Source organism: Shimia sp. FJ5 (genome assembly GCF_032918335.1).
In the GTDB taxonomy this organism is placed as follows: Bacteria; Pseudomonadota; Alphaproteobacteria; order Rhodobacterales; family Rhodobacteraceae; genus Shimia; species Shimia aestuarii_A.
In genome coordinates, this window is the sequence record NZ_JAWJUV010000002.1 from 512215 (window position 1) to 535493 (window position 23279).

Consider the following 23279-nt stretch of genomic DNA (forward strand, 5'->3'; position numbering starts at 1 on the left):
ACCGGGTTCGGTGCGAATGTTGAGCCGATCAGTCCGGGTGACGCGTTTTTGATTTGCCTAAATTTTATGCGGCAACCCTGTGATGATTAAAATTTGTGCACCAAGGACGATTTAAGCGGCGAAATCTTAGGCGGAGTCTTCGTTTTGGACCTGATTCAGGGGTTTTCTGCATCTGCACAGACGCAGGGACAAACCCTGTACCAAGAAAGGGGAAAACGGTGAAACTGATTATTGCAACGATCAAACCGTTCAAGCTCGAGGAGGTCCGCGAGGCGCTGACCGGAATCGGCGTGCGCGGCATGATGGTCACGGAAATTAAGGGCTTCGGCTCTCAGTCGGGCCACACAGAAATCTATCGCGGCGCGGAATACGCTGTGAATTTCGTGCCCAAGATCAAACTCGAAATCGTCGTTCCGGCCTCCATGGCCGATCAGGTCGCGGAAACCATCACCAAGACGGCCCAGACCGGCAAAATCGGCGACGGCAAAATCTTCGTGCTCGACGTGCAGCAAGCGATCCGCGTGCGCACCGGCGAAACAGACGCAGACGCACTCTAATCGGTGCAGGAGGACAAAAGAAATGACGAAACTTACGAAATTTGCCCTGCCCATCGCGCTTAGCGCGATGCCGGTGATGGGTCTTGCCCAGGAAGGTCCGGCTGCGGGTGTGAACCCGTCGACCGATACCGTGTTTATCCTGAACTCGCTGCTGTTCCTTGTGGGCGGCTTCCTCGTGTTCTTCATGGCAGCCGGTTTTGCCATGCTCGAAGCGGGCCTCGTGCGCTCCAAGAACGTCACCATGCAGCTCACCAAGAACATGGCGCTGTTCGGTCTCGCGTCGATCTTCTACTACCTGATCGGCTATAACCTGATGTACCCGCTCGGCACCTGGTCGGTCGAAGGCGTGCTGTCGGGTGTCTGGGGCCCCGGTGTTCTCGAAGCCGTTGGCGTGACCGCCGATGCGGCAGACGACTATTCCTATGCCTCGACTGGTTCGGACTTTTTCTTCCAGCTGATGTTCTGCGCGGCAACCGCGTCGATCGTCTCTGGTACGCTTGCTGAGCGTATCAAGCTGTGGCCGTTCCTTGTCTTCACGATCCTGCTTACCGGTATCATCTATCCGCTGACCGCGTCGTGGACCTGGGGTGGTGGCTTCGTGGGCGAAGCTGGCTTCTCGGACTTCGCTGGCTCGACCATCGTGCACTCCGTGGGTGGCTGGGCCGCTCTGACCGGCGCGATCATCCTTGGCCCGCGTATCGGCAAGTACAAAGACGGCAAGACCATCCCGATGCCGGGTTCGAACCTGACCCTCGCAACGCTGGGTACGTTCATCCTGTGGCTCGGCTGGTTCGGCTTCAACGGTGGCTCGCAGCTCGCAATGGGCTCGGTCGGTGATGTGGCTGACGTGTCGCGTATCTTCTCGAACACCAACACCGCAGCAGCAGGCGGCGCCATCGCGGCCCTGATCCTGACGCAGATCTTGTACAAGAAGCCGGACCTCACCATGGTTCTCAACGGCGCCCTGGCTGGTCTCGTGTCGATCACCGCTGAGCCGCTCACCCCGACCCTCGGCGCAGCGACGCTGATCGGTGCAGTTGGTGGTGTGATCGTGGTCTTCGCGGTTCCGTTCCTCGACAAGCTCAAGATCGACGACGTTGTCGGCGCGATCCCGGTTCACCTCATCGCAGGTATCTGGGGCACCATCGCGGTTGTCTTCACCAACGGCGACGCCTCCATCGGCACCCAGCTTTACGGTATCGTGGTCATCGGCGGCGCAACCGTGATCCTCTCGGGCATCTGCTGGTTCGTCCTCAAGGCCATCATGGGTCTGCGGGTCGATGAAGAAACCGAGATCAACGGTCTCGACATGGCAGAGCTCGGCATGGAAGCCTACCCCGAGTTCACCAACGGCTAAGCCGCTGGCACATCGAAGAAAAACAGGCCTGGGCGGAGACGCCCGGGCTTTTCTTTTGGGTCCTTGAAAAACCCGCTTGATTAATCTGACTAAAAAAGTCAGATTAAGCGCAGCCACGCCAGCGTCCCGGCCAGCCATTCGTCACATCATCGATTCGACCGCATGACCCGAAGAGGGGACCTGACATGACTATTCAAACGCCCATGACTGCCGACTCGCTGCGCAGCCTGCCCTTGCATGATGCCGAGCGCCTGACCGGTGAAAACGGCCTTGCGCATATCCGGCTGAACGATCAGCTTTACACGCTGCGCATTACGCGCGCGGGCAAGCTCATCCTGACGAAATGACCCGGCATACCGTCATTGCGCAGCGCGGCGCACGGCGGGTGGGAATCCTTGCCGATCTTAGCCCGGTGGAGCAACTTGCCGTGTCCTGTCTGCGCATCTGGTCGCTGGACCCGGCAAGTCAGACGCGCCTTCTTGCGATCTTGGCACATGGGCTTGGTGCGGTGCGTGCGCGTGCGGCGCTCGAGGTCATGAACGAGATGATGCATATCGCGAGTCGGTATGGCCGCCGTCCGTTCATACGCCACGCGCCGGATTGCGATTGCCTTGGTGCCGATGAGGCCGTGTTCGCGGGGTTGATCGAGGCAGCACTCGACGATGATCCGGATGAGGCCGGGCTTTTTGCGGCCTTGGTCGTGCGTCCGGACGTGGCGCGGCCTTTCGCCGGACTCGCTATGGAACTCGCGGTCGCCTTGTCCAGCTTGCTGCGAGACGCACCGCAGATGATGAGGCGTCAAACCCACCCGGAACCACAAACGGCGATGCACTAGATGGATTTCCCCCATCTGGGGTGATTCCGATTATTTGAAGCGGCGTTGGGCGTTGCGGTTCCATTGATCGCCGGACTTGCCGATCTCGAAGCCGAGGTCGAACAGCTTCCCCATGAATTCCGGATCAAAGACCTCTTCGGGTTCCGCGTCGAACCGCGCGGGAATGGCGAGGGTGTGGGCGTTGAAACCGTCGCGCGCGGCGAGCGAGAGGATAAAGTCCTCGTCGCCGATGCTCTGGCTCTGCAGTAGAAGATCATAGGTCCGCTTGCCCATCCTGGCGATGCCAACGCTCTGGGCCTCGAAGCGGCGTTTGATTCGTTGGTTTTGCAGAAGCCAGATTTCGTTGCGTTTGCCAGACGCGCCCATCTCGCGGAGCAGGCGGCGCATGTCGAGATTGCCGGGGTAGACGAAGATTTGGCGCGTGAGGCCGCCATCGACATGCAATTCCTCGCGTAAGAGGGTGCCATCGGTGACGGGGATGCGGACGGGTTCAAAGGCGATCGGGATTGCGGCGGAGGCGAGCAGCACGCGGCGGATCATGGCGTGGGCCTCGGGGGTGTCGACCTGCGCCATGGCACCGATATCCCAGATCACCGGGCGCTCGGCGTCGATATTCGTCGTCCCGATCAGGAGAGACCGCCCGGAGCGGGCTTCGCGGGCGATGGCGCGGATCAGGTCAGCGTCTAGTTCGCGTTCAATGGCGGCGGCGAGAGGCGCGGTCGAGGCGACGGCTCCGCGCCCTCCGAACAGGCCCGCGATATTGATCGAGAGAATGTCCTTGGTGGAGGTCTGGGTATAGAACCGCTTGAGGCGGTCGTCATAGTCGGGGCCGAGAAAGGCGAAGGGCGCGATCAGGGCGCCGGTTGAGACACCGGTGACCATGTCGAACCGGGGGCGGGTGCCGGCCTCGGTCCAGCCTGCAAGCACGCCTGCGCCGAAGGCGCCGTACTGGCCGCCGCCGGAGAGGGCGAGGATGTCGAGACCACGGCGCGACCCCGGCCAATGCGCGGCCCAGTCGCGATAAGAGCCGAGCAGGGCTTCGAGATCTTCGCCGCGGGCGTCATCATACATGCGGATCGGGCGATCAAAGCCAACCGGCTGAAATTCTTCATAGCGATCTGCCGGGGGGACGACGGCGCTACGGTCATAGAGAGCGGCGCAGCCGGAAAGGGCGAAGACCGCCGAAAGGCAGAGTGCCAGAATGGGTCTCAACATGACCGTTACCCTTGTGCCGCGCGTGTCGTTGCCGCGACCCTATACCAAGCGCGTGTCGCGCCAAAGACAAAGGCCGCCCATGTCGAGATGCGCGGCCTTCGTGTGTGTGGCTTGCCGGATCAGATGCCGGTGTCGACGATGGCCTGTGCGAGGATCGGCACCGTGGTCTTGTTCAGACCCGCAATGTTGAGGCGGCTGTCAGAGACCATGTAGATCGCATGTTCGGCGCGCAGGCGCTCGACCATATCGGGTGTGGTGCCAAGCTGTGAGAACATGCCGCGATGCTGGGCAAGGAAGCCGAAACGATCCGAGCCGGAGAGGCGCTGAAGTTCGCTCGCGAGTTGTTCTCGCAGGGCGAGCATGCCGAGGCGGGTATCCTCAAGCTCCGCCGCCCAATCCGCACGCAGGGCGGGATCGGTCAGGATCGTCGTCACGACCCGCGCGCCGTGGTCCGGCGGGAAGGAATAGTTCTGACGGTTGAGGAAGTTGAGGTTGCCTTGGGTCACGGGGGTGCCTTCGGCGGTCTTGGAGATCGCCATCAGGATGCCCGTGCGCTCGCGGTAGACGCCGAAGTTCTTGGAGCAGCTACCGGCGATGAGGCATTCGGGCACCTTCGACGCCACGAGGCGCGTGGCGGCGGCGTCCGATTCAAGGCCATCGCCAAAGCCTTGATAGGCAATGTCGATCATCGGCAGGAGGCCCTTCTCGTTCAGGAGGTCCACCACGGCCTGCCATTCGGTCAAGTTCAGGTTGGCGCCGGTCGGGTTGTGACAGCAGCCATGCAGGAGCACCACATCGCCCGGCTTGGCCTCGGCGAGATCTTCCATCATGCCGTTGAAATCGACGCTTCGGGTTTCGGCATCGAAATAACGGTAGGCGGTGTGATTCATCCCGAGGTAGTTCAGGATCGACACGTGGTTCGGCCAGGTCGGGTTCGAAACCCAGACGGTGGCGTCGGGGCTCGTGTTGCGGATCAGTTCGAATGCCTGACGCACGGCACCCGTGCCGCCCGGGGTCGCGATGGCGGCGATGCGCTCGCGCTCGACGGTCTCAGAGAGCACGAGGTCGATCATGGCGTCGGCAAAGGCCGGATCGCCGGGCAGGCCGACATAGGATTTCGTCGTCTGTTCCGCGACGAGGCGGCGCTCGGCTTCCTTGACCGCGCGCATGACGGGGGTCACGCCTTCGGCGTTCTTGTAGACGCCAACGCCAAGGTCGATCTTGGTCGGGCGCGGGTCTTCGCGATACATCGCCATGAGGGCGAGGATCTTGTCGGCGGGTTGAGCTTTGAGTTTGTCGAACATCATGCGTCTCCGGTCGCGATGGGAAGGGTCGGGAAGGCGCCCCATTCGGCCCAAGAGCCGTCGTAGAGGGCGTGATCGGTCTTGCCGATACGCTCCATGGCCATGCAGAGAATGGGCGCGGTGCCGCCCGAACCGCAGGTCGTAATGGCGGGTTTGGTGAGGTCGATCCCGGCGGCCTCGAACAGGCTGCGCAGGGTGTCGGGATCTTTCATGGTGCCGTCTTCGTTCAGGAGGTCATTCCACGGCAGGTTCTTGGAGCCGGGGATATGCCCCTTGCGCAGGCCGGGGCGGGGTTCGTCATCTTCGCCGATGAACCGGCCACGGGCGCGCACGTCGATGATCTCGTAATCGCCGAGCTTGGAGGCGGCAGCGACCTGCGTCACATCCTTCACGAGGTGGTTCTGACGGCGCACGGTCATGTGACGGTCGCGCACGATCGGGGGCATGTCCTCGGTCGGGCGGCCTTCGGCCTGCCATTTGGGGAGGCCACCGTCGAGCACGGCAATGTCGTTGAAACCCATGAGGCGGAAGGTCCACCAGACGCGGGTCGCCACTGTGGTGCCGCCGCTGTCGTAAACCACAACCTGATGGCCATCGCCGACGCCCATGGCGCGCATGCGACTCATGAACTTCTCGACCGGTGGCGCCATGTGGGGCAGATCACTGCGCAGGTCGGCGATTTCATCAATGTCGAAGAAGCGCGCGCCGGGAATGTGGGCCGCCTCGTATTCGGCCTTTGGGTCGCGATCCACCGTCGGCAGGTGCCATGACCCATCAAGAATCCGAAGATCCGGGTCTTTCATATGGGCCGCGAGCCATTCCGTCGAAACCAGCGTCTTGGGATCATCCATGCGCCAACACCCCCTTTAATTCTGCGTTCTCTGCCTACTATCGGCCTGCGGGCGACGCAATCCCCGGCCGCTGTTCAGGAGAGTGTAAATCAGTATTCCGGGGAAAAATACCACCGAGCGGCAGAGAATGGCCGGTGTGGCGCGGTCAGTCCCGGTCGCGGGGCTCGGGGACGGGATCGTAGCCTTCGCTTCCGAGAGGGTGGCATTTGCCGAGACGGCGCAGGGTCAAGAGCGTGCCCCGGATCGCCCCGTGTTTCTCGAGCGCCTCGAGCGCATAGGCCGAGCATGTCGGTTGAAAGCGGCAGTTGTGGCCGACCCAGGGCGAAAAGATCAGACGGTAGGCGCGCACGGGCAGGGCAACGATATGGGCGAGCGGCGTCATTTCTGGGCGTGGAGTTTGCGCAGGGCGTAGACGAGATCACCCTGAAGCGTCTCGAAGGGCCGCGCGGCGGTCTCGGTCGCGCGGCCGATCAGCACGTAATCCCAGCCCGGTTGGCCATGGGTCGGCAGGATCAGGCGGGCGACTTCGCGCAGGCGGCGCTTGGCGCGGTTGCGCGCCACGGCGTTGCCGACCTTCTTGGAACAGGTAAACCCGACGCGGATAGCCTCCGGCGCCGGGTTCTCACCCTCACGGCGTTTGCGAGCCTGCACCATCATCGCCTTGGTGCCCTGTTTGCGGGCGCGGGCGGCGGCTAGGAACTCGCTTCGGTTTTTCAGAACCTCAAGACAAACGGACACCGCCGGGGGCGTATCCCCTTGGGCGGCGTTGCCATCCTTGGGGGCCTCCGGCGGTGTCATGTCCGTCAGAACGGTCGCTACGCTTTATGCGCTCAGCGACTTGCGGCCGCGTGCGCGGCGTGCGTTCAGGATCTTGCGGCCAGCTTTGGTGGCCATACGCGCACGGAAGCCGTGGCGGCGCTTGCGAACCAGGTTCGAGGGTTGGTAGGTGCGTTTCATCGCTCCGTCTCCGTATCTGTCAGGGCGCCAAGCGCGGAATCGCTGGCCCATGTGCTATTCGAAGCCCGGTCTATAGGGGGGTGTTTCACATAAGTCAAACGCGGGATCGCGGTTTTGCAACAAAACCTGCGCCCGAGTGGGGCGGAAATGCCCCTCCGGCGCGGAATGTTTCAAAACAGGCCCCGGAACGGGCTGATCTTCACGGGAATCACCTGCAAGATCAAGCGCCCGTGAAGCCCCTGTTGTTTGCAGAGCACGTGGCGCATGTTGAAAGGCATGAGCACGCAAGAAGAGGACATGGGCCAGATGGCAGACCAAGAGCGCAAATCGGGGGTGGGGCGGTTCCTTCCCATCATCGCGATCCTTGTCGTGGCAGGGGTTGGGGCGCTCACGCTTGGGGATCAATTGAGCTTTGAGACGCTGCGCGAAAACCGTGAGGCGCTACTGGCGTTCCGCGATTCCCATTATGGCGCGGCGGTGCTTGTCTTCATGGCGGCCTATGTGGTGATCGTCGCCTTCTCGCTTCCGGGGGCGACGGTGGCGACGCTGACCGGCGGGTTTCTTTTCGGGATCTTTCCCGGTGCGGTGTTCAATATCACCGCCGCCACCATCGGCGCGACGGCCATTTTCCTTGCCGCGCGCTGGGGTTTTGGCGAGCGGTTGTCGGCACGTATGGACGCGTCGGAAGGCCGAGTGAAACGGATCAAGGCGGCGCTCGATGAAAACCAATGGTCGATGTTGTTCTTGATCCGCCTTGTGCCTGCGGTGCCGTTCTTTGTTGCGAACTTGTTGCCGGCTTTTGTCGGGGTGCCGTTGATGCGTTTTGTCCTGTCGACCTTTATCGGCATCATTCCCGGCGGTGTGGTCTATACATCGGTGGGCGCGGGGCTAGGTGAGGTGTTTGAACGCGGCGAAGCGCCGGATCTCGGTGTGATCTTCGAACCGCAGATTCTCTTGCCGCTTCTCGGGCTTTGCGCGCTGGCGGCGCTGCCGATTGTCATCAAGGCGCTGCGCGGCGGGAAGGAGATTTGAGCATGGAACAGATCAAGACGGATATTCTTGTCATCGGGGCCGGGTCTGGCGGGCTTTCGGTCGCAGCCGGGGCGGTGCAGATGGGGGCGGATGTTGTGCTTCTTGAAGGGCACAAGATGGGCGGCGATTGCCTCAACTATGGATGCGTCCCCTCCAAGGCTCTGCTGGCAAGCGGCAAGGCCGCCTATGCACAGGCCCATGCAGGCGGGATGGGCGTTGCGGATCATGCGCCCGAGATCGACTATGCTGCCGCCAAGGCACATGTGGCCGATGTCATCGCCCAGATTGCGCCGCATGATTCCGTAGAGAGATTCGAAGGTTTGGGCGTGCGGGTCATCTCGGAGTTCGGGCGCTTTGTGGCGCCGCGCGAGGTTGAGGCGGGCGGCTATCGCATCAAAGCGCGGCGAATCGTAATCGCGACCGGGTCGTCGCCCTTCGTGCCGCCGATTCCGGGGTTGGCGGTTGTGCCGTATCTCACCAATGAGACGCTGTTTGATCTCACCGAGCGGCCCGAGCATCTTCTCATCATCGGCGGCGGTCCCATCGGGATGGAAATGGCGCAGGCGCATTTGCGGCTTGGCTGCAAAGTTACCGTGATCGAGGGCGACAAGGTGTTCGGGCGCGACGATCCGGAAATGGCTGCGTTCGTGATCGATCAGCTGCGCGCGGAAGGGTTGCAGATCGAGGAAGGCGCGCTTGCCGAAAAGATCAGCGGCAAGGCGGGCGCAATCCGGGTCGAGGCAAAGGACGGGCGGGTGTTTGATGGGTCGCATCTTCTTGTCGCGGTGGGGCGCAAGGCGAATATCGAGCGGCTCAACCTTGAGGCGGCGGGAATCAAGACGACGAAAACGGGAATCAAGGTTGATTCGAGCCTGAAGACCAGCAATCGCAGGGTCTATGCCATTGGTGATGTGGCGGGCGGCAAGCAGTTCACCCATGTCGCGGGATATCATGCTGGTATCGTCATTCGCTCGGCCCTTTTCGGCCTTCCGGCCAAGGCGCGGGAGGATCATATCCCGCACGCGACCTATACCGACCCCGAGCTTGCACAGGTCGGCCAGACCGAGGCAGAGGCGCGCGACCTCCATGGCGAAAAGCTTGAAGTCGTGCGGTTTGACCTTGATGGCAATGACCGGCTCGTGGCCGAGCGCAAGGCACGTGGGCGGATCAAGATCATGGTGGTGAAGGGGCGCCCTGTCGGGGCCTCGATCGTCGGGCCACAAGCGGGCGAACATATCGCGCTTTGGTCGATGGCGATCGCCAATCAGCTCAAAATGAGCCAGGTCGCAGGCATGATTGCGCCATATCCGACCGTGGCGGAGATTGGCAAACGCGCCGCGGGCGCTTATTTCTCTCCTAGATTGTTTGACAATCCTCGGGTCAAGGGGATTGTCAGGCTGGTGCAGCGGTGGCTGCCCTGACAGGGGACAGATATGTTCAACACGCTCTCAGGACGCTTTCTTGTTCTGACCATTATCTTTGTGATGTTGGCAGAGGTGTTGATCTTTGTGCCTTCGGTGGCGCGATTCCGTGAAGACTATCTGCTGTCGCGGCTAGAGCGGGCGCAGATCGCGTCGCTGTCGCTTTTGGCAGATGAGGTGATTGATTCGGAGCTCGAGGCAGAGCTTCTGCGCACAGCCGAGGTTTTTAACGTCGTGCTGCGTCGCGATGAGATGCGCCAGCTTGTGCTGTCGGCGCCGATGCCGCAACCCATCGACGGGAGCTTTGATCTCCGCGATGCGGGGGCGGGCGAGTTGATCCGGGACGCGATGCTACGTCTGTTCGATAGTGAGGATCGGGTGATCCGCGTGATCGGCGCACCGGTTCTCGAGGCGGGACTCCTGATCGAGATCACCATGGAGACCGGTAGCTTGCGGAGCGCGATGATTGACTACGGGCTCAACATCCTTTGGCTGTCGCTCGTCATCTCGGCGGTGACGGCCTCGCTTTTGTTCCTCGCGGTGCGGGGGTTTCTTGTGCGGCCGATCAAGGGCGTGGTCGGATACATGCAGGCCTATGCCGCCGCGCCGGAAGATGCGCGCCGGATCATCACCCCACGCGCAAGTGTGGCCGAGTTGCGCGAAGCGGAAGAGGCGCTGCAATCGCTTCAGACCGAACTCACCGCCGCGTTGCGCCAGAAAGAACACCTTGCCCAGCTTGGCGGGGCGGTGGCGAAGGTCAGCCATGATCTTCGGAACATCCTGACGACCGCGCAGCTTTTCACCGACAGGCTCGAGCGGAGCGAAGACCCCGGTGTGCGGCGTATGGCGCCAAAGCTCGTCAATTCAATCACCCGGGCGGTCAATCTCTGCGAAAGCACGCTCGCGTTCGGGCGTGCCGAAGAACCGCCACCGCGGCTCACCCAAGTGTCCTTGGCGGAAATCGTATCGGATGTGATCGCAGGCGAACGCCTTGCGGTGGGCGAGGAAGATGTGAGCTATGGCGAGGATGTCCCGGCAGGTCTCATGCTTCGCGCAGACCCGGAACAGATTTACCGCGTGCTTTCTAACCTCTTGCGCAATGCGCGGCAGGCGATCTCGGCAAGCGGGAAACCGGGCGAGATTCTTGTCGCGGGGATCGAAGAAGATGAGGCGTGGGTCATCACTGTGTCGGACACGGGGCCGGGCCTGCCCGAGAAAGCGCGCGAACATCTCTTTACCCCGTTTCAGGGCGGTGCGCGCAAGGGTGGTTCGGGGCTCGGACTTGCGATTGCGGCGGAATTGATCCGCGGGCATGGCGGGCGATTGTCTCTCGTGCAGACAGACATGAACGGCACGCGCTTTGAAATCAGCCTGCCAAAAGGCGATTTGGCTTAGGGTCCTGACCCTCGCGCAAAAATTCTCGTTTTTTGCCCTTGCAAACCCCCGGCGCTCTCTTTAGATCACGCTTCACCGCGCTCTGGTAGCTCAGCTGGATAGAGTACTTGACTACGAATCAAGGGGTCGGGGGTTCGAATCCTCCCCAGAGCGCCATTTTCCACAATAAGCACTTGTTTTTCCTCGCAAATCTCATGCGGGAGCAAGTATTTTGTCACACATTCAGTACACAATCTGTCGTAACGGTCAGCTCTTCTACAATCGTAGAACGCCCAAAGATGCCGTTGATAGCTATGGTGCTTACATCAGAATCAAACTGCATTCCGACCATTTTGTCGCTGGTTCTCAGGCCCAGCGCCTTACAACTCTCCTAGACGATAGTTTCCGGTCTGGCCGTAAGCTTGATCTACAAACAGCCATAGATTCCATGATCCCTAAAAGGCTTAGGCTATCTGACGTGGTTGAAGAGTATCTTGACCTAAAGCCGATTGATCCGAAACCTACCAGACTCGCAGTTGAAGCGTTCTTCTCTGTCGCTGGGGACCGTGAGATTGCAGACTACACCAGAGAAGACGCCAAAGCCTTTCTTTTCCTCTTGGAGCAACGTGGGAACTCTACGGGTACCATTCGTAGGAGGATCAACAGCATCTCAGCCATTTTGAACTATGGGTTTGCTGAGCTTGATATCGACAAGAGGAATCCGTTCTCAAGGCTCGTTATCAAGGCGGAAGGGCTGGACCGAAAGAAGAGGGGCACTTTCACAACACAACAGCTACAAGAGGGCTATCAAGAGGCGCTGGGCGGTAAGAGTTCTGTCAGATTGCTCATGCCTATCCTAGGGGAGACTGGTTGCCGACTTGCTGAAATTGTAGGACTTCGTGTTGAAGACGTAGACCTAGAGGCAAAGGTTCTGCGCATACGCCCTAACGCCATGAGGAGGCTCAAGACGGCTGGGAGTGAGCGAGACTTACCCATTGTAGGCTGTGCGGAGGAGGCTCTCAGGAAGGCTCTGAGCGGCTCTGAGGATGGTTGGGTGTTTCCCAGATATATTCATGATGATGGTTGTAGGGCCACACACGCCTCCAATGCTCTGAACAAGTGGCTGAAGGGAAGGTTTGGAGGTCTGACTGCCCATAGCCTCAGGCATACTATGAGAGACCGTCTAAGAGCTGTAGAAGCGCCTCTGGAGTTGATTGACCAAGTTGGCGGTTGGTCCTCAGTTAACAATATCGGGAGCCGATACGGGCAGGGCTACAAGATAGATCAGCTGGCCGCTTGGCTGGACAGCATCAAGGTTTGTGGTGACTAAGCCGAAGAATATTTTTCCCTTGGATTCTGAGAGGACAATCGGGCGCTGGGCTGGGTTGTCTGGATTTTCTGAGGGTCCCACGAGGTGAGGACAGATGATGTAGCTGGGAAAGCGAGTGCGAAGATACCAGCGCATGATGTCTAGGTTAGATACTGACTTGAAAGCTTGTTCTGAACTTGCTCTATTTCTCGCTGAAATTGAACGTATTCTTTCGAAATAGAAAAAGAAGGAAGTCAGTCTGGGTTGTGTAGTGGCGCTATAGACGACTGACTGAAACGATGAAGAATGAGAACACTGCCGATTTAATCGAGAGCCTACTGCCAGAACTCAACACGACACTGTACTCGCCTCTAGCTTTGACGAAAGGTTACAAAGCGATTGTAGACAACATCTATCTTGAGCAAATTATGCAATTTAGCTGGTTTGCAGTAGTAGGGCGCAGTGGGACAGTTTACGCCAGAACCACTCAAGCGATGAAGGGCAAGCAAGTGACGTTGCAGTCCTATGTTTGGGGGTTGCACAGTCAAGGTCACTACAATTCATCGACTGAACAGCTGACTTTCAAGAATAAGATCACACTAGACTGTAGGTTTAGGAACATCTTACGCTACACTGGTCGCCAAAATGTAATGCGATATAGGGGGAAGCGGCCATCCGCTTCAAAATTCAAAGGCGTGAAACCTTCTCAAAGCGGTAAATTTTCTGCAAATATCTACGATGGAAATCTGCATATTAGTTTAGGTACGTATGACAGTGAGGAATTCGCAGGAAAGGTCTACGATGAAGCGGCGAGAATACTCTTTGGGGGGGCTGGTTATCTTAACTTTCCGGATAGTCCGGTAGAATTGTCGGCTATGGAAGTTGCTGCTCTTCGTATTCAAAGAGCTAGGGTCAGATCGAGACAAAAGCCATCTAACTCTTAGATAGAGGTGGTGCTTAGAGAAGCTAGGTAGCGACTGACATGAGGAATTTTGTAAACTTGCAAAGCGAATACTCAGTAGCTCGACAAGGTATGCTGTTTTCTGGCGGCAGCCAGTGTGATGCGAGAAGCTCATGGACTATCTGGCCACCAAGTTAGAGTATTCTGGAAGGGCCACAACGGAGGCGGGCAGAAGAGAAAATGACAAATCTACAGGCCATAATCATAGCCGTTGGCATCATTGTAGCTGGACTACTTAACGGCGGATTTTACGAGTTTCGAAGTGACGGAACTCAGTTTAATAAGTTCACGGGAGCCTGCAAAGGTTGCTATGAATTTTAGATATCTCGCTGCTGGCACGAGGCGCAAGCGGACTACTTCAGAGTGAGGGCTTAGACTTTCGCTTCAGATTGAGAGAGTATCCTATAAAGGCTAGCCCTTGAGATACCGACTTGCTCACAGACTTTCGTTTTCGACATGCCAGATTGAAGAAGGGACAACACTGCATCTTTCTTAAGCATAGCGCTGGGCTTTCTGCCAGTGTATTTCCCTGCTTTCTTGGCTTTGGCTATGCCCTCCTTTTGGCGTTCTAGCATCATCTCCCTCTCAAATTGCGCAACAGAGGACATGACGTTGAGCATGAGTTTCCCTGTGGCGGTCGAGGTGTCGATTTGTTGACCACCCATAGAGAGGATCACTAGCCCAGCGCCCTTGCTCTCAAGCTTCTCTAAAAGTTCGCCAAGATGCTTCACAGATCGGGCGAGGCGGTCCAGTTTGGTAACAACCAGTTTATCCCCTTTACGAAGGGACCGGATAGCAGCGTCAAGCTGTGGCCTTTCACCTATTGAAGAGACCTGCTCCGAATAGATGTTCTCAGGATCAACACCATAAGCCACAAGGTCCCGCACCTGAGCTTCTAGCCCTGCCTCTTGTTCGATTGTCGAGGTTCTCGCTACACCAACCAGCATTATATCAGCCCCTTTTCTCAATAGCCTTTAAGGATATTCTGACTATTGCCTCAATAGGGTGTGATTCGCAAGATTTTGAGACATTTTTCTCATATCTCACTGAACCGAGGTCTAACGAGACATTCGAGCCATGCTCAGTTAACATGTAGCTCGTAAATGAGGTCCTAATGTTCCGCCTGTTGATGTTGTTCATGCTGAAGAACTCGCTCACAATAGTTATTGTTGTGGGGGTTCTTATTCTCTTGAAGGGCTAGGTCCCCCTCAGTGGAAATTTAGGCACGAGAGGGCGGTTCCCGCCTCTAGAACGCCCACTCTGATTCAGGGTGAACTAAGTCAGCGCTTATAACTTAGCCAACGCTAAAATGCCTGTCATGTTAATGAAAAATCACGATAAGTCTGTTGGTTATCTGTTGTTTAAGCACACACCGGGGAAACCCCGAAATCCTGGGGCGGGAAGAGATTTCTTGACAAAAACAGTTTCTGTGGTAGAGATGGCTCTCCGTAGTTAAATCTCGGACCGTTAGCCTGTGGCTGGCAACATCAAGCTAAAATCTTAATACGCATTCCCGGCAAATCGTCGGCTCCCGCCCCTATTGTGGGCTTTTTTGCGTTCCACAACATTCAAAGAAAGGAAATTCATGCTCCAGAGCAATTTTTCGTGCTGCCCTAACAAAAGGGAAAACGAACAACATAACGCAAGCAACCTTTCCCAATGGCAAAGAGGGGCTGCCAGCCTTGTTTCAGAGGCGATTGTTCGAAAAGGAGAGGGGGAGTTCCCCGGTCCTCGGTATATTTCAATGCCTGTCGGCTCAGGTAAGACCACAGGGGCAATTGAAGGTGTAATTTCGCTCTGTGAGCAACATCCTGAGAAGACCGTGGTCTTTCTTTCGCCCTATGTGATTGGGGTCGAAAAGGTGAAGGAGCAGCTTTGCCAATCTCTGGGTAAGGATCATGTCGGGTTCTACCATGCGAAAGCTAATGTCTCGAAACTCGATGAGGTTAAGAAACAGGTTTTTGTCGGGACGCATGAGTTCGCAGCCCACAACCATTTGCCTCTTGAGGACCGGGATTTGGTGGTTGTCGATGAAGCTTTGTACGGGACCAAAGATGCGAATCTGACCACAACTCAGATTTATGCAGTTTCAGCATGAGCACGACGCAACGGTATTCTCCCTGATGAATTTCGAGCAGTGTTTGTATGTGTAGATTCCATGGCAAACAACAGGAAAGAAGGGCTGCGTTTCGAGCCGATTGGTATTGCTGGGATTGAGAGTGCCGTTGAACGGATTTCTGACTACGATTTTTCTGCACACTCCCAAACTATTGGACGGACTGAGCCTGTTCATGAGGTGCAGGTCTTGTGTCAGGGGATGTTGGCAGGGAAAGCCATTGTAGACCATGACGGCACTGATGAGACCACGTTTATGGCAGGGACCTTGAATATCCCTGCAAAGCAAAACGCTGTCATTTTAACAGCTACCGGAGGAATGGTTTACAAGGTCTCTGGTGGGTTCAAAGAAATTGACTCTGTTAAGCTTCAGTTTGTTCCCCCCAGCTATCAGAATTTGGAATTGGTTCAGCTATCAGGACCGGAGATCAAGGGAAGCTACCACACTTGGGGGGGCACACATAAGAAGGCGAAAGTTGTTGATTATGTCGAATGGGTTTTGGGTCAGGTTCCGGAGCGAAAAATCTACGTGTCGATGCCCAAGAAGGTTATCGACAAATGTTTGAAGGGTTGGTGTGGCCTTTCCGCAAGAGGCGATATCGACCTGCCCACAAAGCTTAATTGGAATGGGAAGACTGTCCATCTGTCACATCACCAAATTGGCATTGGCTCGAACGACTTTCGAAACTGTGAGGCTGTAGTTTACCTTTGGGATAACCACCTTCCCAAGGGTGTCTCTCTTATACGCAATCATGTGTTGTCGGACCAAGCAGTTGCAAAAGAGGCATTGGCACAAGCGAACTTCGGAGATTTAAAGGGCGATTACAAAGAAATCAGAGACGCCTTCTTGGTTGAGAATGTAATCCAACAAATAGGGAGGGGTAGCATTCGAAACATCGGACCCGATGGAGCTGTAGCACCAATGAAAGCTTACCTGTTTGTGAAGGAAAAGACCCGTGCAGGTGTGCTCCGTTCCCTGAGCGGTTGCTCAACTTCTACTCTTGAAGGGTATGATAAACTGCTCAAACCAACGGGCAGAATGGATAAGGTCTATCTGTATCTGGATTCAATTAAGGGTCGGAATGTTTTTGGTAGCGAGATCAAAGAGCAAACCGGTGTAACGCTTTCAAAGATTGCGGATAAACTGGAAGCTACGAAGCTTGAACAGTACGGTTACAAGTTTGTGCGTGGTCGTAGGGGGGGCGAACAACATAGCTTTGTTTGGGTTGGGCTACCTGAAGAAGTGAAGTTGTTTGAGTATGATTCAGCGGCCTGAACATGAATCCTTAGTTGGAACAACATATGCCAAATATACTAAGTATAAATATATTACTTATAGTAAATTGGTATATTTAAGATTCTTAAGATGTGTCTTAGGTTTGGATGGTTTTAATTATTATAAAAATAACCATCCAATTCTTAAGCTGAGTCTTAAGTCTTCTTCTTTATGCTGTTTAACTTCTAATTTTTCCTTGTTGCAACTGCACTAAAGGTTTGAATCTTCTCGAGCCGCAAAAGTCTTAATCTTGTTGTTTCGTGTGCAGATTATGCAAGAAATAGATTGGGTGTAGGTAGCATTGTTACTTGTTATTCCAGCTAGGAAGAACGACTTTGAAGACTTCGTGACAGATTGGGTTGGTGTAAGCTGTCACTGGGTCTGTCTCCTCCAGTTCGAAACAGGCTTCTGTCGTCCGTCGTGCTAGCTCGTTGGCGTGTTGGCTTTTTCGATTGGCTTCAGCTTCTTGTTGTTCTGTCTCAATGTCTTCGCCTAGACGCTCACTGTATTTGTTACCAGTAAGGTATTGGCCATACTCGGACCTGTAACGCATGTAGCGAGCTTCAGAGGCGTCAGGGTTGGAGCTGTTCATGCAATCTGTAGCTGGACCCTCTAGAGTACTCTTGAAAGGCTCCTCGGTGTCGTATCCGTGCTTGTGAGCCTCTTCAGCCCAACTCGTAATGCCGTTTCGTGCAGCGGTTCTGTCGAATATGTCAGTGCTGTCGCATCTATCGATTAGTTGTAGGAGGTTGTCGTGTCGCTCGTCAGCGTAGGCGTTTCCGGCACAGACGATGGTAATCGCTAGGATCAATTTCTTCATGAGATCACACCAATTCGTTAAGCTCTTGGACTTCAGTCCAATTTGGAAAAATTGAGCTATGGGGCTTGTTAGCTCTTCGTGTTGTCTCGGATTTCGGTCAGTAGCTGGAGTACTCCCGCCATGAACCAGAAAGCGATAGCACTCCCGACAACGGGCACGACGAATGCGCTAAACAATGAGGATTCTAAAGGGTCGAGAGATAGAAAGGAAACTACCACCGAGAACACGCCAAGAGTGAATAAAAGCAGGCTCAAAATCTTAAATACAAAAGCTGTACCGCTCATTCTTGCTCTCTCCGTAAAGTTCTTCCGAATTACACTGAACCACACTCAAGGGAATTGCGCCACAGTCAGGATAGATCAACCGTGCCGATAGCTACGCCAGTCCTTTTTGTGCACCAAACGGCTAGTTGAAAAATGTGTACACATTCCGTCAACACTCCCAAAGCTGGAAAGTTTTTTCCGGGTTTTTGAAGATTTTTCGACTTGAACGTGACACGGACCTTTGTTCTAATTTTGTTGTCCGTGAGGATCATAAGTTCTTGTTTTGTTGTAATAAATGGTGCGTTTCTAGCTCTAAAGCTGGTAGCTCAGCTGGATAGAGTACTTGACTACGAATCAAGGGGTCGGGGGTTCGAATCCTCCCCAGAGCGCCATTTTCCTTCCCATCCAGCTTTCAGACGTTCGGTTCGCTTGAACCGGTGTGAAACTCACCCGCCTTGCAAGATCGCGGGCGCGTCCCTATTTTTCGGATAGCGCATGACAGGAGACGCAACCGCCATGGACAAGACACTCGCCGCCTTCACCAATCTGGTTCCCCTGCGAGACGTCCTGACCCATGCCTGCATCCCTAACCCTGTCCGAGCTGTCCTTTTCCACGACTGACGGCACCCCGCTTTTCAAAGACATCAGCCTGAGTTTCGGTGCCGAGCGCACTGCTCTTGTCGGACGCAATGGCGCCGGCAAGAGCACGTTGTTGCACCTGTTGTCGGGCGACCTAAACCCAACCTCCGGACAAGTGCGTGCAACAGGCTCTGTCGCGATGATGCGTCAGGAGGCGATGGCACACGCGGACGCGACGATCGCCGATCTGTTCGGTGTGCGAGAGGCGACCGATCTCTTGGCGCGGGCCGAGGCGGGGCGGGCCTCAGTCGAGGATATGGCCGAGGCAGATTGGACCTTGCCGATGCGGCTTGAGGCGGCGCTGGTGCGCGTGGGGCTTGCGGTTCTGCCGCAGACCCCGCTCAGGGCGCTTTCCGGCGGACAGCAAAGCCGCGCGGCGCTTGCGGCGCTTCTCTTTGCCGAGCCGGATATACTTCTTCTGGATGAGCCGACAAACAACCTCGACCGGGAGGGGCGTCAGGCGGTGATGGATGTGCTTCGGGGCTGGACCGGGGGCGCGATCATCGCAAGCCATGATCGCGCGCTTCTTGAAGAGATGGATGCGATTGTCGAACTCTCCTCGCTTGGTGCGGCGCGCTATGGCGGCGGCTATTCGGCATATCGCGCTTCAAAGGCGTTGGAACTTGAGGCGGCGGCGCGAGACCTCGCTCATGCAGAGCAGGCACAAAGCGAGGCCGCGCGACGGGCACAACAGGCGACAGAGCGCAAGGCGCGCACGGATCGCATGGGGCAGAGGGCCCGCGCCAAGGGGACTCAGCCTAAGATCGTTATGGACGCGGCAAAAGAGCGGTCCGAAGCCTCGGGCGGGGCTGGGAAACGCTTGCGCGAGGCGCGCCGCGAAGCAGCAGATGAGGCCGTGGAGGCAGCGCGCGCGGCGATCGAGGTTTTGCAGCCGATCCATATGGAGATCGCATCGACGGGCTTGCCTTTGGGGCGGACAGTCTTGCGGGTCGATCAGGTTTCGGGCGGATACGAGACCCAGCGCCCTGTAATCCGGGGGCTGTCGCTGACTGTCACTGGGCCGGAGCGGATCGCGATCGAAGGCGCGAATGGCAGCGGGAAGACAACTCTCCTGAAGCTCATCACCGGGGCGCTTGCGCCGAGTGCGGGCGCGGTGGACCTCCGGGTGCCTTACGCACTCCTTGATCAACATGTGGGGATGCTCGCGCCGCACGAAAGCCTGCGGGATGGGTTCTTGCGGCGTAACCCGACGGCAGACCGACATATGGCGCATGAGGCGTTGGCGCGGTTTGGGTTTCGCGCAGAAGAGGCCTTGCGTCAGGTGCGCTCTTTGAGTGGAGGTGAGCGCCTGCGAGCGGGGCTTGCCTGCACGCTTGGAGGGAAGCCGCCGCCGTCGCTTCTGATCCTTGATGAACCGACCAACCACCTTGATCTTGAGGGCGTCGAAGCCTTGGAGACGGCGCTTGCCGCGTATGATGGTGCGGTGCTCGTGGTGAGCCATGATCGTGCATTCCTGCGCGCGTTGTCGCCTGACAGGGTGCTTCGCCTCGGGGCGTAGGAGCCCGCACTCAGAGTCTCCGATGGCCAGTGTGGCGGTGCCGGAACAATGGACAAACGCGCCGGACTGCGTAAACATTTGAGTATGAAGGATATTGAGCCAGAGGTCAGCCTGGAAGCCTTGCTTGAGGCGGCGGCCCGAAAGTGGGCGGAGTGGCCTGAGAAGGTGGCGTTGACAGATGGGGCGCTCTGCCTCACCTATGCGCAATTGGACGCGCGCGCCAACCATATGGCGCGCAAGCTTGTCACGCAGGGCGCGCAGGTCGGGGATTTCGTGGGGTATCTCGGCGTGACTGGCGCGCCGTTTGTCGTCACGTTTCTGGCCTGTCTCAAGGCGGGGTTGGTGTTTCTTCCGATCAGCCCCAAGTTTCCACCGCTCAGCGTTGCCAAGATCCTTCGCACAGCGCAGGCGAAGTGCTTTGTCTCGCACCTACCCTTGCCGGACAATGTGCCCGGAGCAGTCGCGATGGAGCTGCCGCAGGGCGACATGGACGAGGTGCCGTTTGAAATCCCACCAGTGCCGGGGTCTGTGCTCTGCTTTGCAAGCAGCACCTCGGGCAGCACTGGCACCCCAAAGATCGTTGGTCACACACGCGAGTCCTTTGGTCGCGTGGCGATGCTTGATGCCGCGCAATTCGGGTTGGATGAGACTTCGGTCTTTGCGAATGCGGGCACAACATGGGCCGTCTATATCCTGGCTGCCATTGCGATCGGTGCGCGCGTGGCCTGTTATGACGTAAACGAAGGTACGCCACAGGATCTCTTGGATTGGCTGGCGGCGGAGAAGGCGACATTCTGGTATGTGTATCCGGCCTTGTTCCGCACGCTTGAGGATGCCAAGGGCGTGCTGCCCGATCTCGAGACGCTTCTGCTTTGTGGTGAGGCTGTGTTCCGACGCGACTTTGAGCTCTTTGAGCGCGTCACATGTCCGGGGGCGACTTTTCTCAATGTCTATGGCCAGCAAGAGACCTTTACAGCCGCTGTCTTTAGACTCCGCAACGGTGAGACACTGACATATGAACGCGTGCCTGCGGGCGCGCCGGGCCTTGAAAACGATCTTGTCATCATCGGCGAAGACGGGCGGCCCGCCGGGTCCGAAAGCATCGGGGAGATCGTGAACCGCTCACCACGGGTCGCGCCGGGATATGTCGGCGATCCCGCGCGCACCGCGAAGGCGTTCACGCTTGGCGAAAATGGCACGTGGAGTTTCTTGACCGGGGATCTTGGCTATATCGATGGTCAGGGCGTGCTCCACTATGTCGGCCGCAGGGATGACCAGATCAAGATTCGCAATGTGATCGTCCAGCCTTCAGATATCGAACAGGAGCTCGCACCGCATCCGGGCGTCGATACGGCGGCGGTCACGGTCAGCTATTGCGCCCGAGGACTGCCGCGTCTTGCGTGTTTCTACGAGGGAACGGTTGCGCCGGAGGCACTCAAGGCATGGCTCGCCGAGCGTATTCCGGCGTTTATGCTGCCGCAGTTCTTCCTGTCGGTCGATGCGTTGCCGCGCACACCCACCGGGAAGCTTCAGCGGAGCAAGCTCGAGCTGCCCCAGGACCTTTCCGGGGCCCATCGCATTGCGCCGCGCACGAAGAATGAGGCGATCCTGACAGAAGTCTGGCAGCAGGTTCTCGGACATTCCGATTTCGGCACCACCGACAATTTCTTTGATGTCGGGGGCGACAGCCTTCGGGCGATGGAGCTCTTGATGCTTATCAATCAACGGCTAGGACGTCAGTTCACACTTGATCGGGTCATCCTTGCCGGGGGCACGATCGAGGCGCTCGCGGGGTTGCTTGAGCGCCCGGCGGAGCGATCACAGCTTCGGACGCTCAAACCCGGCACCGGCGAGACTCATATTGTGGCCGGGCATGTCTATGGTGGAGGCGTGACCGACTACCTCGAGATTGCGCGGGCGATGGGCGAGGGGGTGCAGGTGTCCGGTATCTGTGCCGACTATTCCCAACGTAGCCGGTCCTTTCCGGTGCGGGAAAAGGCGCAGGAAGCGGTGCAGCAAGTGCCGACAACACCGCCACCTGTTCTCATGGGGTATAGTTTCGGTGGGCGCGTGGCGTTCGAGATTGCGCACCTGCTTGGCATGGAAAGCAAGATCGTCCTCATCGACCCGATTGGGCCGTTTTCCGAAGGCTGGTATCGACGGTTTCGGGCGTGGCAGCAGGCGCGCCGAGGCGCTCCGCCCGCCCTTGGGTTCGAAGGGTTCTACAAGGGGGACTATGATTACCGCCCCGCCCGCCTCAAGACCAAGGGCGCGCTTCTGATCACCTGCAAAACGTCGCGCAAGGCGGATATCAAGGGGTGGTCGGCGGCGATTGACGGTCCGTTGGAGCATTTTGTGATGTCCGGGGACCATTGGGATATTGTGCGCCAGGCCAATGCCATCGAGATCGCGCACAAGATACAGAGGTGGCTGGCCGGCGCGGGCTGAGCGCAACGTCACACGATCTTCCTCTGGGGTGTCGGCGGATTTCCTGACAGTCTTGGTGCAACACGCAGTTGGCAAGACAGGGGAGGAGATTGCCATGGCACATGTATCCTATGAAAAAGACGGGCGCATCGGACGTATCACGCTCAACCGGCCCGAGGTGATGAACGCGATCTCGCTTGAGATGCCGGGACAGATCGCGGCGGCGGTGGCCGAGGCAGAGGCTGATCCGGAAGTGCATGTTATGGTGCTTTCCGGCGCGGGGGATGCGTTTTGCGCGGGTTACGATCTCACCGCCTTTGCCGAGGCGAAGGGGACCAACCCCGGTGTGCAAGAGATGCCTTGGGATCCGATGCAGGATTACAAATTCATGTGGCAGTTCACGCAGGATTTCATGTCTCTGTTCCGAGCAATGAAACCGGTGGTCTGCAAGGTGCACGGCTTTGCGGTTGCCGGGGGATCGGATATCGCGCTTTGCGCCGATCTCACGGTGATGAGCGAGGAGGCCGAGATCGGCTATATGCCGGCGCGGGTTTGGGGGTCGCCGACGACGCAGATGTGGGTCTATCGGCTCGGCATGGAGAAAGCCAAGCGCATGATGCTCACCGGCGATAAGATTACAGGGCGCGAGGCGGCGGATATGGGGCTTGTCCTCAAGGCGGTGCCGGAGGCCGATCTCGACGATGAGGTCGAGCGCCTTGCATCGCGTATGGCCAGCGTGCCGATCAACCAGTTGGCAATGCAGAAGATGGTTATCAACCAAGCGATCGAAGCGATGGGCCTTAACGAGACGCAGCGCCTTGCAACGCTGTTCGATGGCATCACGCGGCATTCGCCCGAGGGCATGAATTTCAAGGCGCGTTCGGAAGCTGTGGGTTGGAAACAGGCCGTGCGCGAACGCGACGAGGGCACGTTCGATTGGACGCGCAACGAGGAGATCCCCAAGAGCAACCGCTAGGTCGTGACGTGGGGGCAGCGCAAATTCGCACAGGCGACCCTCTCAAAATACTCCTTTGCGCCGCCGCACTT

At 57.6% G+C, this 23279-nt stretch carries 22 protein-coding genes and 1 tRNA gene; 15 read left to right on the plus strand and 8 right to left on the minus strand.

The features are described 5' to 3' along the window. The first annotated feature begins 218 nt into the window (after positions 1 to 218). The 4 genes from R1W01_RS08955 to R1W01_RS08970 all read left to right on the plus strand — a co-directional run bounded on the left by R1W01_RS08955 (position 219) and on the right by R1W01_RS08970 (position 2749). Entirely contained in the window at positions 219 to 557 is a 339-nt protein-coding gene (locus R1W01_RS08955; protein WP_243611922.1) for a P-II family nitrogen regulator, read from the plus strand. A 22-nt stretch (positions 558 to 579) separates the two neighbouring features. Next, positions 580 to 1914, plus strand: coding sequence for an ammonium transporter (locus R1W01_RS08960; RefSeq protein ID WP_297753850.1), 1335 nt, complete (start codon positions 580 to 582; stop codon positions 1912 to 1914). 185 nt (positions 1915 to 2099) lie between these two features. Continuing rightward, positions 2100 to 2261 (plus strand): hemin uptake protein HemP, encoded by a 162-nt coding sequence (gene hemP / locus R1W01_RS08965; RefSeq protein WP_243611924.1) that lies wholly within the window; start codon positions 2100 to 2102, stop codon positions 2259 to 2261. After that, entirely contained in the window at positions 2258 to 2749 is a 492-nt protein-coding gene (locus tag R1W01_RS08970) for a hypothetical protein (protein ID WP_297753845.1), read from the plus strand. The genes hemP and R1W01_RS08970 overlap by 4 nt, the downstream gene beginning before the upstream one ends. A gap of 30 nt (positions 2750 to 2779) precedes the next feature. Here R1W01_RS08970 and R1W01_RS08975 read toward each other — a convergent pair whose 3' ends face one another. From R1W01_RS08975 to rpmH, 6 genes are all read right to left on the minus strand, one after another. After that, positions 2780 to 3964 carry a patatin-like phospholipase family protein gene (locus R1W01_RS08975; RefSeq protein WP_243611926.1) on the minus strand — a complete coding sequence of 395 codons (1185 nt, stop codon included), beginning with the start codon at positions 3962 to 3964 and terminating at the stop codon, positions 2780 to 2782. A gap of 119 nt (positions 3965 to 4083) precedes the next feature. Then, on the minus strand, positions 4084 to 5268 hold the full coding sequence (locus R1W01_RS08980; RefSeq protein ID WP_297753842.1) for an aromatic amino acid transaminase: 1185 nt from the start codon (positions 5266 to 5268) through the stop codon (positions 4084 to 4086). Then, positions 5268 to 6119, minus strand: coding sequence for a 3-mercaptopyruvate sulfurtransferase (gene sseA, locus R1W01_RS08985; protein ID WP_243611928.1), 852 nt, complete (start codon positions 6117 to 6119; stop codon positions 5268 to 5270). Before sseA ends, R1W01_RS08980 begins: the two co-directional genes overlap by 1 nt. A 145-nt stretch (positions 6120 to 6264) precedes the next feature. Beyond that, positions 6265 to 6501: a membrane protein insertion efficiency factor YidD gene (yidD, locus tag R1W01_RS08990; protein ID WP_243611929.1), complete on the minus strand. Its 237-nt coding sequence runs from the start codon at positions 6499 to 6501 to the stop codon at positions 6265 to 6267. After that, on the minus strand, positions 6498 to 6917 hold the full coding sequence (gene rnpA, locus R1W01_RS08995) for a ribonuclease P protein component (RefSeq protein ID WP_243611930.1): 420 nt from the start codon (positions 6915 to 6917) through the stop codon (positions 6498 to 6500). Before rnpA ends, yidD begins: the two co-directional genes overlap by 4 nt. Positions 6918 to 6941: 24 nt before the next feature. Beyond that, positions 6942 to 7076: a 50S ribosomal protein L34 gene (gene rpmH, locus R1W01_RS09000; RefSeq protein ID WP_005980833.1), complete on the minus strand. Its 135-nt coding sequence runs from the start codon at positions 7074 to 7076 to the stop codon at positions 6942 to 6944. Positions 7077 to 7382: 306 nt separating this feature from the next. Here rpmH and R1W01_RS09005 point away from each other — a divergent pair, with 306 nt between their 5' ends. The 6 genes from R1W01_RS09005 (at position 7383) to R1W01_RS09030 (ending at position 13156) form a co-directional block, all read left to right on the plus strand. Then, positions 7383 to 8108, plus strand: a complete 726-nt coding sequence (locus tag R1W01_RS09005) for a TVP38/TMEM64 family protein (RefSeq protein WP_297753898.1) — start codon at positions 7383 to 7385, stop codon at positions 8106 to 8108. A 2-nt stretch (positions 8109 to 8110) separates the two neighbouring features. Further along, a complete protein-coding gene (locus R1W01_RS09010) occupies positions 8111 to 9529 on the plus strand; it encodes a dihydrolipoyl dehydrogenase family protein (protein WP_297753836.1) in 1419 nt (472 codons plus the stop codon). 12 nt (positions 9530 to 9541) lie between these two features. Beyond that, the gene (locus R1W01_RS09015) at positions 9542 to 10924 is read left to right on the plus strand and encodes a sensor histidine kinase (RefSeq protein ID WP_243611932.1); all 1383 of its coding nucleotides are present in this window, start codon (positions 9542 to 9544) and stop codon (positions 10922 to 10924) included. A 79-nt stretch (positions 10925 to 11003) separates the two neighbouring features. After that, positions 11004 to 11080 (plus strand) — tRNA-Arg (locus tag R1W01_RS09020). A gap of 301 nt (positions 11081 to 11381) precedes the next feature. Further along, positions 11382 to 12233 carry a tyrosine-type recombinase/integrase gene (locus R1W01_RS09025; protein ID WP_317275201.1) on the plus strand — a complete coding sequence of 284 codons (852 nt, stop codon included), beginning with the start codon at positions 11382 to 11384 and terminating at the stop codon, positions 12231 to 12233. 278 nt (positions 12234 to 12511) lie between these two features. Further along, the gene (locus R1W01_RS09030; RefSeq protein WP_297753827.1) at positions 12512 to 13156 is read left to right on the plus strand and encodes an AP2/ERF family transcription factor; all 645 of its coding nucleotides are present in this window, start codon (positions 12512 to 12514) and stop codon (positions 13154 to 13156) included. 388 nt (positions 13157 to 13544) lie between these two features. Here the strand turns inward: R1W01_RS09030 and R1W01_RS09035 are convergent, their stop codons facing one another. Next, positions 13545 to 14120, minus strand: coding sequence for a recombinase family protein (locus R1W01_RS09035; RefSeq protein WP_317275202.1), 576 nt, complete (start codon positions 14118 to 14120; stop codon positions 13545 to 13547). A gap of 638 nt (positions 14121 to 14758) precedes the next feature. Here R1W01_RS09035 and R1W01_RS09040 point away from each other — a divergent pair. Both R1W01_RS09040 and R1W01_RS09045 read left to right on the plus strand, forming a co-directional pair. Then, positions 14759 to 15271: a DEAD/DEAH box helicase family protein gene (locus R1W01_RS09040; protein ID WP_317275203.1), complete on the plus strand. Its 513-nt coding sequence runs from the start codon at positions 14759 to 14761 to the stop codon at positions 15269 to 15271. 60 nt (positions 15272 to 15331) lie between these two features. Further along, a complete protein-coding gene (locus R1W01_RS09045; protein ID WP_317275204.1) occupies positions 15332 to 16564 on the plus strand; it encodes a hypothetical protein in 1233 nt (410 codons plus the stop codon). Positions 16565 to 16868: 304 nt separating this feature from the next. Here the strand turns inward: R1W01_RS09045 and R1W01_RS09050 are convergent, their stop codons facing one another. Then, a complete protein-coding gene (locus R1W01_RS09050) occupies positions 16869 to 17384 on the minus strand; it encodes a hypothetical protein (RefSeq protein ID WP_317275205.1) in 516 nt (171 codons plus the stop codon). Between the two features lie 837 nt (positions 17385 to 18221). Here R1W01_RS09050 and R1W01_RS09055 point away from each other — a divergent pair. The 3 genes from R1W01_RS09055 to R1W01_RS09065 all read left to right on the plus strand — a co-directional run bounded on the left by R1W01_RS09055 (position 18222) and on the right by R1W01_RS09065 (position 23208). Further along, on the plus strand, positions 18222 to 19805 hold the full coding sequence (locus tag R1W01_RS09055) for an ABC-F family ATP-binding cassette domain-containing protein (protein ID WP_297758312.1): 1584 nt from the start codon (positions 18222 to 18224) through the stop codon (positions 19803 to 19805). An 84-nt stretch (positions 19806 to 19889) separates the two neighbouring features. Beyond that, complete coding sequence (locus R1W01_RS09060) at positions 19890 to 22253, plus strand: alpha/beta fold hydrolase (protein WP_297758315.1); 2364 nt, start codon at positions 19890 to 19892, stop codon at positions 22251 to 22253. A 94-nt stretch (positions 22254 to 22347) separates the two neighbouring features. Then, on the plus strand, positions 22348 to 23208 hold the full coding sequence (locus R1W01_RS09065) for a crotonase/enoyl-CoA hydratase family protein (protein WP_243611935.1): 861 nt from the start codon (positions 22348 to 22350) through the stop codon (positions 23206 to 23208). Positions 23209 to 23279 lie beyond the last annotated feature (71 nt).